The 16,203-nt window shown below is 54.2% G+C and carries 11 protein-coding genes and 1 pseudogene; 5 read left to right on the top strand and 7 right to left on the bottom strand.

Annotated elements, in window-relative coordinates:
• Nucleotides 1-240 precede the first annotated feature (240 nt).
• Entirely contained in the window at nt 241-1,272 is a 1,032-nt protein-coding gene (locus tag EL199_RS01685) for a putative phage abortive infection protein (protein WP_004140928.1), read from the top strand.
• A 457-nt stretch (nt 1,273-1,729) separates the two neighbouring features.
• A pseudogene (rhuM, locus tag EL199_RS01680) lies at nt 1,730-2,244 on the top strand (RhuM family protein); the annotation flags it as partial.
• Nucleotides 2,245-2,304: 60 nt separating this feature from the next.
• On the opposite strand, the gene EL199_RS01675 reads toward rhuM (EL199_RS01680), so the two are convergent.
• Nucleotides 2,305-3,561: an NRAMP family divalent metal transporter gene (locus EL199_RS01675; RefSeq protein WP_004140933.1), complete on the bottom strand. Its 1,257-nt coding sequence runs from the start codon at nt 3,559-3,561 to the stop codon at nt 2,305-2,307.
• A gap of 256 nt (nt 3,562-3,817) precedes the next feature.
• Nucleotides 3,818-4,237, bottom strand: coding sequence for a PepSY domain-containing protein (locus tag EL199_RS01670; RefSeq protein WP_004140935.1), 420 nt, complete (start codon nt 4,235-4,237; stop codon nt 3,818-3,820).
• Between the two features lie 167 nt (nt 4,238-4,404).
• On the opposite strand from EL199_RS01670, the gene EL199_RS01665 reads away from it, so the two are divergent.
• Nucleotides 4,405-5,871: a DUF4139 domain-containing protein gene (locus EL199_RS01665; RefSeq protein WP_004140937.1), complete on the top strand. Its 1,467-nt coding sequence runs from the start codon at nt 4,405-4,407 to the stop codon at nt 5,869-5,871.
• A gap of 66 nt (nt 5,872-5,937) precedes the next feature.
• On the opposite strand, the gene rhuM (EL199_RS01660) is transcribed toward EL199_RS01665, so the two are convergent.
• Genes rhuM (EL199_RS01660) through EL199_RS12935 form a run of 3 tightly spaced genes read right to left on the bottom strand, consistent with a single transcriptional unit; the run spans nt 5,938 to nt 8,733 of the window.
• Complete coding sequence (gene rhuM, locus EL199_RS01660) at nt 5,938-6,924, bottom strand: virulence protein RhuM/Fic/DOC family protein (protein ID WP_004140939.1); 987 nt, start codon at nt 6,922-6,924, stop codon at nt 5,938-5,940.
• Nucleotides 6,925-6,944: 20 nt separating this feature from the next.
• Nucleotides 6,945-7,394, bottom strand: coding sequence for a DNA polymerase III subunit chi (locus EL199_RS01655; protein ID WP_126315958.1), 450 nt, complete (start codon nt 7,392-7,394; stop codon nt 6,945-6,947).
• 13 nt (nt 7,395-7,407) lie between these two features.
• Nucleotides 7,408-8,733 (bottom strand): J domain-containing protein, encoded by a 1,326-nt coding sequence (locus tag EL199_RS12935; protein WP_004140942.1) that lies wholly within the window; start codon nt 8,731-8,733, stop codon nt 7,408-7,410.
• 66 nt (nt 8,734-8,799) lie between these two features.
• Between EL199_RS12935 and upp the strand changes: the two genes are divergently transcribed.
• Together upp and rlmKL are read left to right on the top strand one after the other, a co-directional pair.
• The gene (gene upp, locus EL199_RS01645; RefSeq protein ID WP_040355129.1) at nt 8,800-9,432 is read left to right on the top strand and encodes a uracil phosphoribosyltransferase; all 633 of its coding nucleotides are present in this window, start codon (nt 8,800-8,802) and stop codon (nt 9,430-9,432) included.
• A gap of 79 nt (nt 9,433-9,511) precedes the next feature.
• Complete coding sequence (gene rlmKL, locus EL199_RS01640; RefSeq protein WP_004140946.1) at nt 9,512-11,677, top strand: bifunctional 23S rRNA (guanine(2069)-N(7))-methyltransferase RlmK/23S rRNA (guanine(2445)-N(2))-methyltransferase RlmL; 2,166 nt, start codon at nt 9,512-9,514, stop codon at nt 11,675-11,677.
• A gap of 4 nt (nt 11,678-11,681) precedes the next feature.
• Here rlmKL and tfpZ read toward each other — a convergent pair whose 3' ends face one another.
• Together tfpZ and EL199_RS01630 are read right to left on the bottom strand one after the other, a co-directional pair.
• Entirely contained in the window at nt 11,682-12,404 is a 723-nt protein-coding gene (gene tfpZ / locus EL199_RS01635) for a TfpX/TfpZ family type IV pilin accessory protein (RefSeq protein WP_004140948.1), read from the bottom strand.
• Nucleotides 12,394-16,194: a fused MFS/spermidine synthase gene (locus EL199_RS01630; protein ID WP_081447822.1), complete on the bottom strand. Its 3,801-nt coding sequence runs from the start codon at nt 16,192-16,194 to the stop codon at nt 12,394-12,396. Before EL199_RS01630 ends, tfpZ begins: the two co-directional genes overlap by 11 nt.
• Between the last annotated feature and the right edge of the window lie 9 nt (nt 16,195-16,203).

Below are 16,203 nucleotides of genomic sequence, written 5' to 3'. Positions count from 1 at the left end.
AACCCGATTTTTTTACATATCCGCCGCGACATGTCAAAAAAACGGGCTTTTCTTTACATCAAGGGCATATTGTCACTTAGCCGAACACAAACGCATCGCCCTCCCCACGCTCTTCAATAGCGCCAACAACGACTAGCGGCAAAAAAGCGCTGCAGATGTATAATAAAGTATTGAATACTGCATTAAAGGATGCATTTGCCAAATTGAGGCTGAAATAAACTTAACGCTAGGAGAAATCGCATGAAAATTGGAAAATTTATTCTTCTATTGCTAATAATATTAGCATTATTTTCTATTTTTATCTTCCTAATTTTATTATTACTAAATAATAGTCCTCTTACTTTTATAGACACACCTGTAATAGATATCTTTTATATAAAAAATAATAAAATAGATTTAGTGAACATATGTATTGCTTTAAGCACAACAATATCTGCTGCCGGTTTATGCTACTTTAGCTACTTAACCTATAGGAATCAGAAGAGCCAAGAGTTTGAAACATTATATTGCATACTACTAAATGAACATAATAAACTTCTTTCTCAAAAGAATTTTGCCACTGAAATTCGCGAGATAAATTTATCCATATTTAATATTTATAGAAAATCTGTTTTTGAAGAACCAGAAAAATATGATAAATATCTAGAAATACAAAAAATACTTAACAATAATGAAAATATTGAAAAAACTTCCAGTTCTAAAAAGAAAAGAGGACGTCTAACACCAGAAGAGTTAGATAAAATAAATAAAAACCTAGAAGAGATAAGGAATTTTTATTATATTTTATCTGAAAAAGACAAGGAAGAAAATAATTACATAGACATAAATTATATAAAAAATAAGATCAACAAAATCTATTCTAATTTAGGTTATTTTGAAGAACATTTAAAGCATATTATTAATAAGAATCCTATAATAAGGCCGTATTTAATTATTCTATTCAGAATTTTAAAATACATATACAGAAGTAACAAGATTTCTAACGCAGAAAAAAAAGAGTATTCTGGATTAGTGCGCAGCTTAATTAATGAAGATATTTTATTTATAATCCTTCTTAATAGTAAAGGATGGGAGAGTAAAAAAAATAACGACCAGAGCTATTCATTTTTATTAAAAAAAATGGAATTTTTTGAACATTTTAATGTACCAGATTTCGTTCAGAATAATTTTGCCAATGAATCAAATGATAATATTAAAAAAGGATTTGTTGATTATTTAACACAAGGACAGGCAATAGATAAAGCGGCTTTTGGGAAAAACATTTTTATCTAAGCTATTATGACAGTGCTGATGACCAGCCTAAGAATTGCGCCGCTTGGCAGCTTTTGAAATAGCACGGCAGCGCCTATGGCAGAAAGAAAAATGTAGAGACGTTGCCTGCAATGTCTCAAAAGCAAGAGAGGAAGCGGTAAAGCCCAGCAACGACGCCGCTTGGCAACTTTATCCCCCCCTTCCGCCCTGCGGGCACCTTCCCCCGTAAACGGGGGAAGGGAAAAATTCCCGCTTGACGAGCCCAGCACTGATGCCGCTTGACGAGCCCAGTATTTATCCCGCTTGGCGGGCGTAGGGCGGGCTTCAGCCCGCCGAGCGGGCGCAGCCTGCTTTTTGCATTTGGGATAAGAGCGGCATTGCGCGGCGCAATACGGTTTTTCGTTTTTGAGACGTTGCAGGCAAAGTCTCTACGCAATCCAGCAACCACGCCGCTTGGTGGCGTTCTCCCATCACACACAACCCGCCTGTCGGCACCGTCGCCGCTCCCGACTACTTTGAAGAATTGCTGGAGCGCATCCGCGGCATCCGCGCCAGCGAAAAGCGTGTTTACCGCGCATGCGCGAAATATTCACCCTCGCGGCGGACTACCAGCCTGACTACAAAGAAACCACCCAATTCTTCAAAGTTATACAAAACAAACTGCACTTCGCTTGCGCAGGACACACCGCCGCCGAAATCATCCATGCCCGCGCCGATGCGAATAAACCCATGATGGGACTAACCCACACCGCTGGCGACGAAGTCCGCAAAAAAGACATTACCGTTGCCAAAAATTACCTGAACGAAACAGAAATCAGCAACCTGAACCGCGTCGTAACCATGTGGCTGGACTTCGCCGAAGACCAGGCAAAACGCCAAAAACAAATATTTCTGCGCGACTGGCAAGAAAAACTGGAACAATTTCTAACTTTCAATGACCTCGAAGTATTGCAAGGCGCAGGCAACATCAGCAAAAAACAGGTGGATGAAGAGGATTTCTATAAATAAAAATCCCCGCACGCAGCGGGGATTTTTTATTCCGGACATTTAACCTCAAGCCAATATCCCGGCAAAGTTCAGTATAAATAACACGGCAAAACCTACTAAATACACCAGACCGACAATAGCCAATAGATTCATCACCTGCGAGAGTTTATGTTTTTTGTCTTGTTTGACCAGCCCGTAATTGAGCCAGGCGAATACGGGCGCAGCGAGGAAGGCGGAAATCATCGCGAATTTCAGCAGTTCGGCGAGGGCGCTGTTGAACCACAAAATCAGTGCCAGGCCGGAGGCCGATGTCCACAGTATCCAGGCGAACAGTTCGCGCGTGCGGAAGTATTCGCGACCTTGTACCAGCCGCACCGATTCGGCGACTGCGCGCGAGTAGCCGTCAATGACGGTAATGGTCGTGCCGAACATGCAGGCGAAGGCGATGAAGCCAACCAGCGGTCGCGCCCATTCGCCAATGGTTTTGGTGTACATGCCGACGAGCTGCGCCACATATAGCCCGCCTTTCTGGATTTCCAGGGTTTCGCCGTTGCCGTACTGCACGTACACGCCGAGGGCGAGGAAGACGATGGCCAGCACGGCGCTGGTGATGTAGCCGACGTCGAAGTCGAACATGCCGTCGCGGTAGCTGACCGGCTCGTGCCGCTGCCGCGCCGTGACCCAGAGCGAGTTGATGGCAGCGATTTCTATCGGCGCGGGCATCCAGCCCATCAGGGCGATGATGAAGCCGAGCGCGGCAAGATTCCACGGCGAGGGTTCGATGAAGCCTTCTTGCATCTGCATGCCTTTATTGATGGCGATGGCGACCGCGGCGATGGTGGTGATGCTCAGGCTGATGACGATGATTTTGGAGAGGCGGTCGAGCGCCTTGTAGCGCCCCATCAGCAAAATTAGCACGCAGGAAGCGATCACCAGCACCGAAAGGGCGTTGTTTGAGAGAGGAAGTCCCGGTATGGAGATTTTGATGATGACTGCGGTGAGCAGAGCGACCGCGCCGGTGCTGATGGTCGAGGAAAGGAAGCACATGATGAGGAAGATCCAGAGGTACACGCGGTTTTTTTCCGCGTAGCCTTCGATCAGGCTTTTGCCGCTGTCGAGGGTGTAGTGCGCGCTGAAGCGGAAGAACGGGTATTTGAAGAGGTTGGTCAGCACGATGATGAGCGCGAGTTGCCAGCCGTAGAGCGCACCGGCCTGGGTGGAGGCGACGAGGTGCGAGCCGCCGACGGCCGCGGACGCCATGAGGATACCCGGCCCAAGCGCACGGAAGCGGCTTTTCCAGGTGGAGGATGTGGTGGATGTCATGAAGTGATGTCTCCGGTTTGGTGGAAAAAGTCGCGATTATAGCGATATTCGTGCAAAGCGGTAACTGTAAATTCATATTTGAGAGTAAATTACCTAAAAATTCACCGGATGTAGGTGTTTTTCTTTAGATGAAGACGTTGGCCACCGCCGCGTTCCGCACTTCACCACCCTGTTTCTGATTTGTGGTCGTGCGTGCTTTATGAGGAAGACATTAAAAAACCGCGCCTCGGCGCGGTTTTTTATTCTGGAAAATGATTCAGTCATCGTCATCATCATCGCGGTTATCTTCGTAATAACCTTCGCCATGTCCGTGATTGCCGTAGTAACCGTAATAGCCATGCGGGTCATAACCACCGCCATTATGGTAGTCGGGATAGACTTCTATTTCGTCGCGGTCGCGATCCCGTTCGCCTCCCATGTCCAGTAATTGTCCGGTCTTGGCATCGACATAGACTTCATAGGTGCGGCCGTCCTTGCGGATTTCCACTTCATAATAACTGCGGCCATGTTTGCGTTTTTCGTAATCGACATCAACCACCCGCCCGCCAATCGCCGAATTGGCAATCATCGCCGCTTCTTCCTCGCTGATGGTGCGGTGTTTTTTCGCCAGTGCTGCCGGACTGGCCATTGCCAATCCGGTTACGGCGATTGCCGTTAGCAGCCATTGTCTTTTCATCGTCTTGCTCCGGTTATGGGATGCGCGCATTGTAGCGCTGTCAAAATGAGCAACAGGCGACGACAAGGTGAATTACTGCTCATCCGCGGCGCGCTTGCCGCATTGTCATCATTCTGTCAGCGCGCGCTTCATAAAGTAGCGGCCTTTCCCAACAATCAGGAGTCATCATGCCCCGTAAAACCACTATCGCTGCCGCGCTCGCCCTCGCCGCCAGCCACGCCGCTTTTGCCGAAGTCACGGAAACCGTCAGCGAAGGCAAGGATCGCGAGGCGGTCGCCGTCACCATTTATAACGACAATCTCGCCCTGGTGCGCGAGGCGCGCAAATTGCCGCTGAATGCGGGGGCGAACCGCATTGCCCTGCGCGATGTTTCCGCGCGCATCATGCCGGAAACGGCGAGCCTTGTCGCGCGCAGCGGCGCGGCGCTGCAACTGCTGGAGCAGAATTTTGATTACGACCTCCTGAGCGCGCAGTCGCTCTTGGGCAAATACGTCGGCAAGCGTGTTACCACCATCCGCACCAATCCGGCGAATGGCGAGGAAACGCGCGAGGAGGCGACGGTGCTCGCCAACAACGACGGCGTGGTGCTGCAATACGCCGACCGCATCGAAACCGGCCTGCCCGCCAATGTCCGCCTCGCTTATGGCGACGTGCCGGCCAACCTGCGCGACCGCCCGACGCTGACCGTTGATTTGCAAAGCGGGCAGGCGGGCGAGCAGACCGTGGATCTTGCCTACCTGACCGGCGGTTTTTCCTGGCAGGCGGACTATGTGGCGAGCCTCGCCAGCGATGAAAAAACCGTCAATCTCGCCGGCTGGGTAACGCTCGACAACCAAAGCGGCACCAGCTACGACAACGCCACCCTGCAACTGGTCGCCGGTGATGTGGGGCGTGTACAGCCGGATTTTGACAGCATGATGCTGCGCGCTGCCGCACCAGCCGCTGCGCTGGAAAAATCCGCGCCGATGGCGGAAGAATCACTGTTTGAATACCACCTCTATACCCTGAACCGCCCGACTACCCTGAAGAACAATCAGAAAAAACAGGTGTCGCTGCTTTCTGCCGCGAATGTGCCGGTCAATAAAGAATACCGCCTGCAAGGCGCAGAATACTGGTATTACAACGGCCTAAGTGGCGACTCGCCGGAGTTGGGCGACAAGCGCAAGGTGGATGTTCTCGTTGAATTCAAAAACGAGGAAGCGAGCCAATTGGGCATCGCCTTGCCGAAAGGTATCGTCCGCGTTTATAAAAACGACAGCGACAACCGCACGCAATTTATTGGCGAAGACCGCATCGACCACACCGCGAAGAATGACACCGTGCGACTGAAACTGGGCAGCGCCTTTGACGTGAACGGCATCTGGAAAATGGTTGATGCCAAGCGCACCGATAACGGCAAACTGGGCAAACTGATTAACGGCGAACAATTTGAGGCGACGTATAGCATCGAATTAAGCAACGCCAAAAAAGAAGCAGTCACGGTAAAAGTCGTCGAGCCGATTCCCGGTGACTGGAGCATTGAAGAAGAAACCTTCAAGCATGAAAAAGTCGGCGCCAATCTGGCGCAATGGCAAGTTCCCGTGCCGGCCGATGGCAAGGTGGAATTGAAATACAAAGTGCGCATTAAACTTTAAGCGCGTATCCCGTAAAAAAACCGCCCCAGAAATCTGCGGCGGTTTTTTTGTGTCCGGAAACAGGATTTATCCCTCGCGTAGCGGGATGAAGTGTTCGATAAGGCGGATAATGAGGTCCTTTTGCGCGGGCAGGCTTTCGGCGACGAGCAGGGCGAGGGCGACCAGGGTGTTGTCGGTGATGAGCTGCTCCACCGGCTTGCCGAGCAGGGGCGCGTTCAGGCGCAGGTACCAGAGGAAAAGGAAGGCGCCGCTGCGCTTGTTGCCGTCGGCAAGCGGATGGTTCTTGATGACGAAATAGAGCAGGTGCGCCGCGCGGCTGGCGATATTCGGGTAGAAGTAGCTGTCGCCAAAGCCCTGTTCGATGGTGGCGATGGCGGAGGCAAGCCCGTCGCCGCGCAGCTGGCCGAACAGTTCCGTCGCCTCGCCTTTGGCGATGAGCGCGGTTTTGAGTTCGGCAAGGGCGGCGAGGACGTCCTCGAAGGCGAGCGGGCGCATGTCGTGCTGTCGGGCGGTGACGGCGACAAGGTTTTGTTCGTCGTAGCCTTGCAGCAGGCTCCAGCTTTTGGCGTAGTCCTGCACCACCGCAAGCACCGCCGCGCCTTCCGCATTAACCAGCGACTGGTTGGCAAGCGTTTGTTGCAGGAGCGCCAACGCCTGCCCGATTTCGATGCCGCGCTCTTGCAGGCGTTTTTCGTGCAGGGTGTAGCCTTGCACGAGATGCTGGCGCAGGGTTTGGGTCGCCCACTGGCGGAATTGCACGCCGCGCCGCGATTTGACGCGGTAGCCGACGGAGATGATGACGTCGAGGTTGTAGTAATCCACCTGGTAGGTTTTGCCATCGGCGGCAGTTGTTGCATTTTTTGCAACAACTGCTGCGCGCTCCAGCTCGCCTTCTTCAAAAATTTTCCGAATGTGCCGTGAGATCACGGATTTGTCGCGTTCAAAGAGTAGCGTCATCTGGTCAAGACTGAGCCAGACGGTTTCCTGTTCAAGGGCGACTTGCAGACGGACGTGGCCGTCGTCAGAGGTGTAGAGGTGGATGGGGTTTTCCATGCGGGACTCCTTCGCGGGTTTCAGGGCTTGCCGAGGCGGTGGGTTTGCGGCTCCAGCTCGCGTTCGCGGTAGGCGGCGTAGCGACGGCGCGTGCTTTGCAACACGTCCGGCTGCGGGGTGACGATTTCAAAGACGCGGGCGCAGTCGCGCGGCAGGTCGGGCGCGGTTTCCTGGCTGAGGTTGATGAGAACGTCCGTGCGGGCGATGCGCTCCGGTGGCACGGCGAGCAGTACCGCCGCCTCGGCTTCGAGCGGGTCGCCGGAGCGGCAATGGGTGAGGAAACTGTCGGCGCGGTAGTGCCACAGCGCGTGGTCGAGTTGTGCCGCCATGTGTTCGTCAGCGCAGATGATGAGGGTTTTTAGCCGCTCTTGTTGGGCTTTTTCGGCGAGTTTGCAGGCGAGTTCGAGGCGGTTTTCGAGGCCGCTGCCGTCGGGCAGGACGTAGAAGCGGACGGTGGGTTTGGTCGGCATGGCGGGCATGGGGTTAAGGGGTGGGGTCTTCGCGGTCGTCAGACGGTGTCGCAAACAAGAAATGCCAGGCGACAGCGTTGGCGATGAAGAAACAGGCGAGGATGAAGGCGAGCGGCGCGTCGTGGCGCAGCGGCCACAGGCCCACCACCAGCATGGCGAGGAAGGTAAGGTAGCAGAGGGCGGCCGACACGGCGAGAAAACGGAGGTCGTAGTCGCGGTAACGGCGGGCGAGGTCGGCGCCGCAGGGCAGCAGCCAGTACCAGACAAGCCACGGCGCCGGGTTGGCGAGGCTGAGCGCAATGCCAAGGAGGATGCCGCCGTAGCAGCGGTCGCGGCGCGACGGGTCGTCGGCGGGGACGCGGCTGAAGCCCGCCAGCGCCATCAGGAGGCCAACGGCGGCAACCGCCAGCCGCCAGTCGGGCGGGGCGAAGGCGGCAAGCACGGCGAAGCAGGCCATCATGCCGGCATAAAGCGCGGCAGGCGTGGCGGGCAGCGGCTTTTCGTGCTGAATGGCGAGTGCGCCCCGCCACCACAGTTCATGCGCGAGGATAAGGGCAAGACAGAGCGCCGTTTGCGTCCAGCCCTGCCAATAAAAAAGCGCGGCCGTTGCGGCAAGGGCGAGATGCGGCAGGCGCAGGCGCGCCTGCAGACGACGCGCGGCGGGGAAAAGGGCAGTGATGGCCGCATCATCAAGGTGCAGCGCGGTTTGCAGGCGGGCGAGCTGGAGGTCTATCAGGCGGTGGTCGTCCATGACGAACACGTTGCCCAGTCCGGCGAGCCGTTGCCGCCAGCCCGCGAGCGCCAGCCAGCCGCCGAGTTCCGGACTGCGCCGGGCAAGCGCGCGCAGCACCTTGTCGCGCGCGCCAGTGCGGATGAGGGCGCGCAGATAGTCGGCACGCAAGGGATCGTCGTCCGGCAGGCCGCGCAGCAGGTGGTATTTCTCGATAATCCAGATGAGGCTTTGCGGGTAACGCTGCGGGCGGTCGCGCGCTTCAATCCAGCTGGCGATGAGGTCGCGGAAATCAAGCTGCTCGTCAATGGTCGGCAGCGCCGCGCTTTGCGCTTGCAGCAGCGCCAGCAGGGCATCGTCATCCCTGGCCTGCCGCCAGCTGCGGCGGATGGTGCGCACATCCAGAAGCGGTGCGGGTTCGTCGTCATCATGGGCGAAAGTGCCGTACTGCTCGCCACCCGCCAGCGCCGTTTCATAAGCCTCGCGCAGGCGGATGAAGCCGTCCGGGTCGCGGTCGGGGCGGTGCTTCTTCAAGAGTTGCGCATAGGCGCGCTTGATGACGGCCTCGTCGCGGGTCGGCGCGATGCCGAGAATATGCCAGCAGTCCATGTTCGTTCCCGTAAAAAAGGCGGCATTCTATATAATGTCGCCGACTATTCGTTACTGGAGTTTGCCATGAATCTCACCGTGATTGATCACCCGCTGGTCGCCCACAAACTCTCGCTGATGCGCGAGGCCGACTGCAGCACCTACCGCTTCCGCACGCTGACACGCGAACTGGCGCGGCTGATGGCCTATGAAGCGAGCCGCGAACTGCCGAGCGAGCCCTACACCCTGCAATGCTGGAGCGGCGAAATCACCGGACGGCGCATCGCCGGCAAAACACTGACCGTGGTGCCGATCCTGCGCGCGGGACTGGGCATGCTCGACGGCGTTCTGGATCTCATCCCGACGGCAAAAATCAGCGTCGTCGGCCTGCAACGCGACGAAGAAACCCTGCAACCGGTCTCCTACTTCGAAAAATTCACCAGCAAAATGGACGAACGTCCGGCGTGGATTATCGACCCGATGCTGGCCACCGGTGGCTCCCTCGCCGCCACCATCAGCCTGCTGAAAAGCAAAGGCTGCAAGGACATCAAGGCGCTGGTACTGGTTGCCGCACCGGAAGGCGTCAAACTGGTAAACGACGCCCACCCCGACGTGCGCATCTACGCCGCCGCGCTGGACAGCCACCTCAACGAAAACGGCTACATCATCCCCGGCCTCGGCGACGCGGGCGACAAAATCTTCGGCACGGTGATTGAGTAATGTAGGGTGGGGCTTGCCCCACCAAAAAAAAAACAAAACGGCGGGTCAAGACCCACCCTACCCACACCCAAGGAACCCCATGCAACACCCCCTCGTCCTCCCCTGTGCCAAAGGCAGCGAACAAGTCCTACTCGCCGAAGCGGAAAGCCTCGGCCTGCAAAACGCGCGCCTCGGCGTCTCCGTCGTCTCCGGCACGGGCGATCTTGAGGTCGCCTACCGCCTCTGCCTCTGGTCGCGCGTGGCGAGCCGCGTCCTCTGGATTGTCGCCGAAGGCGAAGTCGCAAACCCCGACGACATCTACGCCCTCGCCCGCGCGGTAGCGTGGGACGAACACATCGACGCCGACAGCACCTTCGCCGTCAACTTCAACGGCATCGGCCAGGGCATCCGCAACACCCAATTCGGCGCGCTCAAAGTCAAAGACGCCATCGCCGACCAACTGCGCGACACCCTGCACCGCCGCCCGGACGTGGACGCGAAAAACCCCGACATCAGCATCGACGCCCACCTGCGCAAAGGCCGCCTCACCCTCGCCCTCGACCTTTCCGGCGGCAGCCTGCACCAGCGCGGCTACCGCCTCGCGCACGGCGCCGCGCCCATCAAAGAACACCTCGCGGCGACACTCCTCTACCGCGCCGGCTGGCCGCAACTCGCCGCCGACGGCTACAACCTCATCGACCCCCTCTGCGGCAGCGGTACCCTGCTGCTCGAAGCACTACTGATGGCCGCCGACATCGCCCCCGCACTCAAACGCCCGCGATTCGGCTTCACCCGCTGGCAAAGTCACAAACCCGCAGTCTGGAAGCGCCTCCACGAAGAAGCCGTCGCACGGCGCGAAGCCGGACTCTCCCGCCTCGACCTGAAAATCTGGGGCTACGACCAAGACGGCGCGACACTCGCCACCGCACGCGACAACGCCGCCCGCCTTGACCTCGGCCACTGCCTGCACCTGGAGCGGCGCGAGCTTGCTCGCTTCACCGCCCAGCCCGGCTACGGCGCGCGCGGCCTCATCATCACCAACCCGCCCTACGGCGAACGCCTCGGCACCCTGAGCGAACTCGTCGGCACCTACGACGCCCTCGGCGCGGCCTACAAAACCTTCCCTGCTGACTGGCAAATGGCGATTATCAGCAGCAACCCCGACCTCCTCAAACGCCTGCGCCTGCAACGCCACAAAACCTACCAGGCCTACAACGGCGGCATCGAAACCCAAATCGCCCTCTACCTGCGCAGCGAACAGCACGAAAGCGAAGGGCAGACGCACGACCCTGCCGCGCCGGTGGACGAACAGGCGCGCATGCTCGCCAACCGCCTGCGCAAAAACCGCCGCGCCGCGCAAAAAGCGGCGGAAGCCGCCGAGACCAACGCCTACCGCGTGTACGACCAAGACATGCCCGAATACGCCGTTGCGGTGGACATCTACGGCGACCACGTCCACGTCCAAGAATACGCGCCGCCGAAAACCGTCGCCCCGGAAAAAGCACGCAAACGCCTCCTGGACGCGCTGCACATCATCCCGCAAATCCTCGAAATCCCCGCCGCCCACCTCGTGCTGAAAACCCGCGAACGCCAGCGCGGCAGCGCCCAATACCAAAAACAGGCGGCGCGCGGTGAGTACCTTCCGGTGCGCGAAGGCGCGGCAACCTTCCTTGTGAACCTGCACGACTACCTCGACACCGGCCTCTTCCTCGACCACCGCCCGCTGCGCCGCCGCATCTACGGCGAGGCGCGGGACAAACGCTTCCTTAACCTCTTCTGCTACACCGCCAGCGCCAGCGTCCAGGCGGCACTGGGCGGCGCGGCGCACACCACCAGCGTCGATTTATCACAAACCTACCTCGACTGGGCGCACCGCAACTTCGACGCGAACGAATTGGACAGCCGCCACCGCCTCATCAAGGCAGACGTGATGGCATGGCTTGCTGAAGGCGACAGCCAGTACGACCTCATCCTCTGCGACCCGCCGACCTTCTCTAACACCAAAAAAGAACAGCGCGTATTCGACGTACAGCGCAACCACGTCACCCTCATAGAGCGCTGCATGCGGCGCCTTGCGCCCGGCGGCACGCTCTATTTCTCCAACAACTACCGCGGTTTCAAACTCGACCCGGCAATCGCCGAGCGCTACCACTGCGAAGACATCAGCGCCGCGACCATCGACTTTGACTACGCCCGCCGCCCGAATATCCACAAAGCGTGGAAAATCACGGCGAAAACAGATTTTCAGATTTTGAGCCAAAAATAATTGGCTACCACGGTCGTAAATCAACCACTTTCAGAATTTTCTGCTCCTTATTCGAGAGCAAAACCGTCATATCCAGATCGCCGCCCATCATCGGCAAGAAGCCATCAGCTTCAGGATATTCTTGCAGAACAGCATCAACCTGTTCCTGCGGATTGAATTTTCCCAGATCTGCCAATGGACGAATCTCATGTGCAATTTCCTGCCAGTGTCCTTCAATGGGCTGGTAGAGTTCTGCACGCTGTACTGGAGATTTCCTTTTTTCCAATTCTTGCCACAACCAATCAGACGATTCTTGCTTGTCCTTGGCCGGGCGTACCATAGCCCATTTTGGGCTGCCCCAAGGTGTATGCGCAAAAGGGTCTCTGGCATTGGTGTAATCCATATCTATCGCTTTGACCAGTTCTACACGATAGATATTGATGGTTTGCCATACAGGGCGCCCTTCCGCAATATGCCAGATACCATAAACAAGCGCAATAAATTGAAGAATTATAACTGTCATTAGATCGAACCATAACCCTTTTTTCCCCTCTTTGGCAAGAAAGAGGGTTAGAATAGGGCCGACCGTAACGTCAATACATAATAATAATAGAAAAATATGCGAGACCCCGATGGCTTTTGCAAGCACACCGGGATACCAGATTTTATAAACGATGGCTGCTGTCAAGCAGCCAACCAAGATAGAAAAAATCAAATGACTTAGAAAATAGCGCCGTCTAAATGTCATGTTGCTTCTCTCGCTCTATGCGTTCATTATGTAAATTTTCCAGCATTTCAATATTTGAAGTAAATACCTCATCTGGCAGTGCATTGCCTTTTGGAGTTGAATATTCCAGATAGAGATTGTTATCCGTTGAGACAAAAAACTGCGGTACGCGCAATTTCTGCGCCAGATAGTCCACATCTTTAGGCTCCAACAGCATGCTGTCCTGTAAGGCTTGTGCTTCAGCATTTAGTGGCTGCGCATCGCTTACGACGCTACCATCGAGATGGTAAAGCCCCATCGCATCGACCGAATCACTCGCCACCAGCACACCCTGCCCGCCAACGACATATAGCCAAACGTAACGAAATTCCTGGTGCAGAGTATTCAAAATGTAAAGCAGATCCATCGGCTGCATATGGTGCAGTTGCACCCATTGTTGCAGCACGCCATCTTCTTGCAGCCGTGCTTTCGCCAGCCGGTAGAATTCACGGTTATAGAGGTTCGCTGTCCCCGCAAACCAGATACTGCTCAACTCCATACTGATCAGGTCGTAACGTTTGTTCTGCGTCAGCAGGTAGTTGCGCCCGTCGGTATAGTACATACTGACATTTGGCTGTTGCGAGACTTTGTTGTTAATGTCACCAAAGTAGCGGTCAGCTAAGGCGACAATATCTGACGACAGTTCGGCAATATCCATGTGAGCAAAACCAGCCTCATATAACACCTGGGCCGAATGCCCCGTACCATAACCAATTACTAGTACGTCATCACGTTTGGGTTGATGCAATAGCGGCGCTTCTGCAACTCCTCGTTGAGCAGCCGTTTCAAGAGAATTATTGCCCTGGAATTTGCCGTTGGTCAGTAGGGTTAACATGGTGATTTCCTTACCGTCGTCGGGCACTATGGCCATATTTACTGTTGTCAGCCCGCCCTGGATGCTTTCCTGCGCATCTATCACGTCACCACGTCCTGAAGGAACGAAGTACACATTTGCTCCGGTAGCAATCGCTGTCAGGTTCCATTGCGCCGGATAACTCCACAACGCTGCGGCAATGGCAAGCGCCGTTATGGCCGCAGCAATACGCTGTCTGCCGTGGTGTTGCTTAAAGAGCAGCGCCCAGGCTACACGCCCTGCCCACATCATGTACAGCGCCAGTAACAACGAGAGGATTGCTAGCCCGAAAAGCAGGCGGTTTGAGCCGAGCCAGTTGAGGAAAACAAAGCCTGCCAACAGGACGCCTGCAATATTGCCCAGCGTGTTGCACAGGCTGGCGATACCCAAGCCTGCCGCTTCTCCACGGCTTTTCAACCACGCCGTTGCCAACGCCATTGTCGCCGGGTAGCCCAATCCAATGAAAAACGCCGGCGGCAGCATGATAATGGCGCAGACGCTGCCACGGATTAGCTCACGCGCGCCAAAGCCGAAGTGATGGTATTGCTGCATGAAGCCAAAACTGGCGAAATAGTTGGAAAGCCCGTCCCACTGGAAGGCAGAGATGACGATGCTGAAGAAGATGCCCAGTTGTGCGATGGTAGCAACTGCTGGGTCAGTGAGTAGATGGCGCAGTTTGCCATAGCAGGCCGAACCCAAACCGAGACCAAGAAGGAAAGTGGCCAGCATCAGGCCGAAGGCATAGACACTGTTGCCGGCGATGATCGCCAGCATGTGCATATTGACGATTTCCAGCGCGAGACTGACCACACCGCCGACAGTAACCAGCAGCAAAGCGGCGAGTCCGAGACGGCGGCGCTGTCCGGCATCCTGTGGCGGAAGGGAGGCATAACCGCTTTCCTCCTCCTCATCATCACTTTCTGTTGTTTGTATTGCGACAGGCGCGGTGGCTGCGTTGTTTTCTGTAGTATGCAACGCTTTTAAGCGATCCAGCGCATAGAGCGCAATCATCAAGCTGAGCATCGCTGCCAAACGGGTCGAACTGAGCAGACCGAAAGTCGGCAGCACGAGATACGCTCCGGCGAGGGCACCAAAGGCGGCGCCAATGATGTTGGCGGTATAAAGGCGGGAGATGATGCGACCACGGTTGCTGAGATAGCCGCGCAGGAATTTGAACATGATCGGCAGCGTCGTTCCCATCAGCAGGGTCGGAATGCCAAGCACCAGCGCACCGAGTGCCACCCGCCAGAAGGTAAGTATGGGCGCGTCGGGACGCACGTCGCTAGCCAGCGCAATGTAAATGTGCTCAATCAGTTTGAACAGCGTAGGCGTTGCCAGCGCATACACTCCGATCGCCGCTTCAAAGAGCGCATACCACTTGAGCGGGGTGCGCACGCGCTCGGCAATGATTCCACCGAGCCAGGCACCGAGAGCCATCCCGCCCATATAAGTCGCCATCACGGTGTAAGCCGCAAGTGCGGTGCCACCGAAGATGATGCCTAGGTGTTTGGCAAAGACCACTTCGTAGAGCAGTCCGGCAAAGCCAGAACAGACAAACAAACCATAGACCCAGCGCATTGACTCCTGTTTTTCTTGAGTTTGAGGCTTTGTTGCAATATTTTCTTCGTTCGTGACTTCTCTTCTCTCTGTAGCTGGTGGTGGAAGATGCCAAACTAGCCGCAAGAAATTAGAAAAGCACCAAATAGTTACGCTTATAGTTATTAGTGAGAAGAGTTGCACAAATAACGGAAAATTTATCATAAAAACGCGAGTATTGACACTCCAAAATAGGAGTTCCCAACAAATAAACAGCAAAGTGCATATCCACCAGTCCAAACGTCTATAAAAATTCCATCCAGGAGGATTGATAAGTGCAGTACCCAAAGACATTAAAAAAGGAGCAGCAACTACTAAGTCTATAAAATAATGCTCGCCAAGACCTAGTGTTGCCACACAAGTCAAGAAAGTAAAAATGCAAGCTGCCCAGAAAAAATGTTTTCGCGACAGGCATGCAGTAACTAACATAATTAGAGCGGCGCCAGTAAAGTGCAAAGAAGGCATTCCATTTCGAGGAGAAGGTATAACAGGGTTAACGCCATATCCAATCCCTTCCAATACTGACATTTCATCTGGATAATATCCATTAAATGTCACAATAGGGCCAGCGACGGGGCTTAAACAATACAAAGGGAAAGCAAGTATAAAAGGAACGACTAAAACCCTTAAAATGTTGAGCTGCTCAGATCTTTTGTCACGTATAACTAACCCTGTAGATGCAAAGAGCGCTATAGTCAGAAGGGAGTATGCTACATATACTAAAGTCTGAAAAATAACAGGGGTCGTCATCTGAAATGAACGGTAGAAATTTTCAGTAAATCCCCAATAGGCAGTATCTATTCTATAAAGATCAAAATCAATAGTTTCCGGCAAGATAACAGAAACAATATCTAGGGCGGAATGCGTCGCCATTCCCAACGACAATGTAATAACCGTTAAAAAAAAGTAATTCTTAACATATTCCTTTTCTTGCACTGAAGGTTTATAACCAAAAATAGCCGCTACCGGCTTACAATAATATAAACAAGACAGTAAAGAAATAATACCTATCGGCCAAAATGCTATTAATAATAATGCTCCTGGTGAAGATTCGTTCAACTCTCCCGTTAAAATAAAAGACAAAGTCAATCCACCTATAATTAGGCCTATTGTCATTATTTTGTCAGAAATGACCGTAACTCCACCCAACCAAACAATCATGGCGGAAGCTCCAAAATAGGCTCCTAAATTATTCAACGTTAAAAATAAATCACCTGAAAAGAAACTTGGTATGGTAATTTTGTTGAAAAATAAAAATTTAGCCCATAAGGATGAAATACCTAAAAATATTGAAATGACCGTCCATAATTTTAAATGTCGCATTTTTACTGT

The sequence above is a fragment of the Cardiobacterium hominis genome (assembly GCF_900637305.1).
Taxonomy (GTDB): domain Bacteria; phylum Pseudomonadota; class Gammaproteobacteria; order Cardiobacteriales; family Cardiobacteriaceae; genus Cardiobacterium; species Cardiobacterium hominis.
Note: the sequence above shows the minus strand (reverse complement) of the source record. Positions and strands in the feature narration are given on the sequence as shown.

What these genes read in the sequence shown, in the direction of transcription:
- EL199_RS01685 (WP_004140928.1), top strand. Translation starts at nt 241, where the DNA reads ATGAAAATTGGAAAATTTATTCTTCTATTGCTAATAATATTAGCATTA.
- EL199_RS01675 (WP_004140933.1), bottom strand. Translation starts at nt 3,561, where the DNA reads ATGACATCCACCACATCCTCCACCTGGAAAAGCCGCTTCCGTGCGCTT.
- EL199_RS01670 (WP_004140935.1), bottom strand. Translation starts at nt 4,237, where the DNA reads ATGAAAAGACAATGGCTGCTAACGGCAATCGCCGTAACCGGATTGGCA.
- EL199_RS01665 (WP_004140937.1), top strand. Translation starts at nt 4,405, where the DNA reads ATGCCCCGTAAAACCACTATCGCTGCCGCGCTCGCCCTCGCCGCCAGC.
- rhuM (WP_004140939.1), bottom strand. Translation starts at nt 6,924, where the DNA reads ATGGAAAACCCCATCCACCTCTACACCTCTGACGACGGCCACGTCCGT.
- EL199_RS01655 (WP_126315958.1), bottom strand. Translation starts at nt 7,394, where the DNA reads ATGCCGACCAAACCCACCGTCCGCTTCTACGTCCTGCCCGACGGCAGC.
- EL199_RS12935 (WP_004140942.1), bottom strand. Translation starts at nt 8,733, where the DNA reads ATGGACTGCTGGCATATTCTCGGCATCGCGCCGACCCGCGACGAGGCC.
- upp (WP_040355129.1), top strand. Translation starts at nt 8,800, where the DNA reads ATGAATCTCACCGTGATTGATCACCCGCTGGTCGCCCACAAACTCTCG.
- rlmKL (WP_004140946.1), top strand. Translation starts at nt 9,512, where the DNA reads ATGCAACACCCCCTCGTCCTCCCCTGTGCCAAAGGCAGCGAACAAGTC.
- tfpZ (WP_004140948.1), bottom strand. Translation starts at nt 12,404, where the DNA reads ATGACATTTAGACGGCGCTATTTTCTAAGTCATTTGATTTTTTCTATC.
- EL199_RS01630 (WP_081447822.1), bottom strand. Translation starts at nt 16,194, where the DNA reads ATGCGACATTTAAAATTATGGACGGTCATTTCAATATTTTTAGGTATT.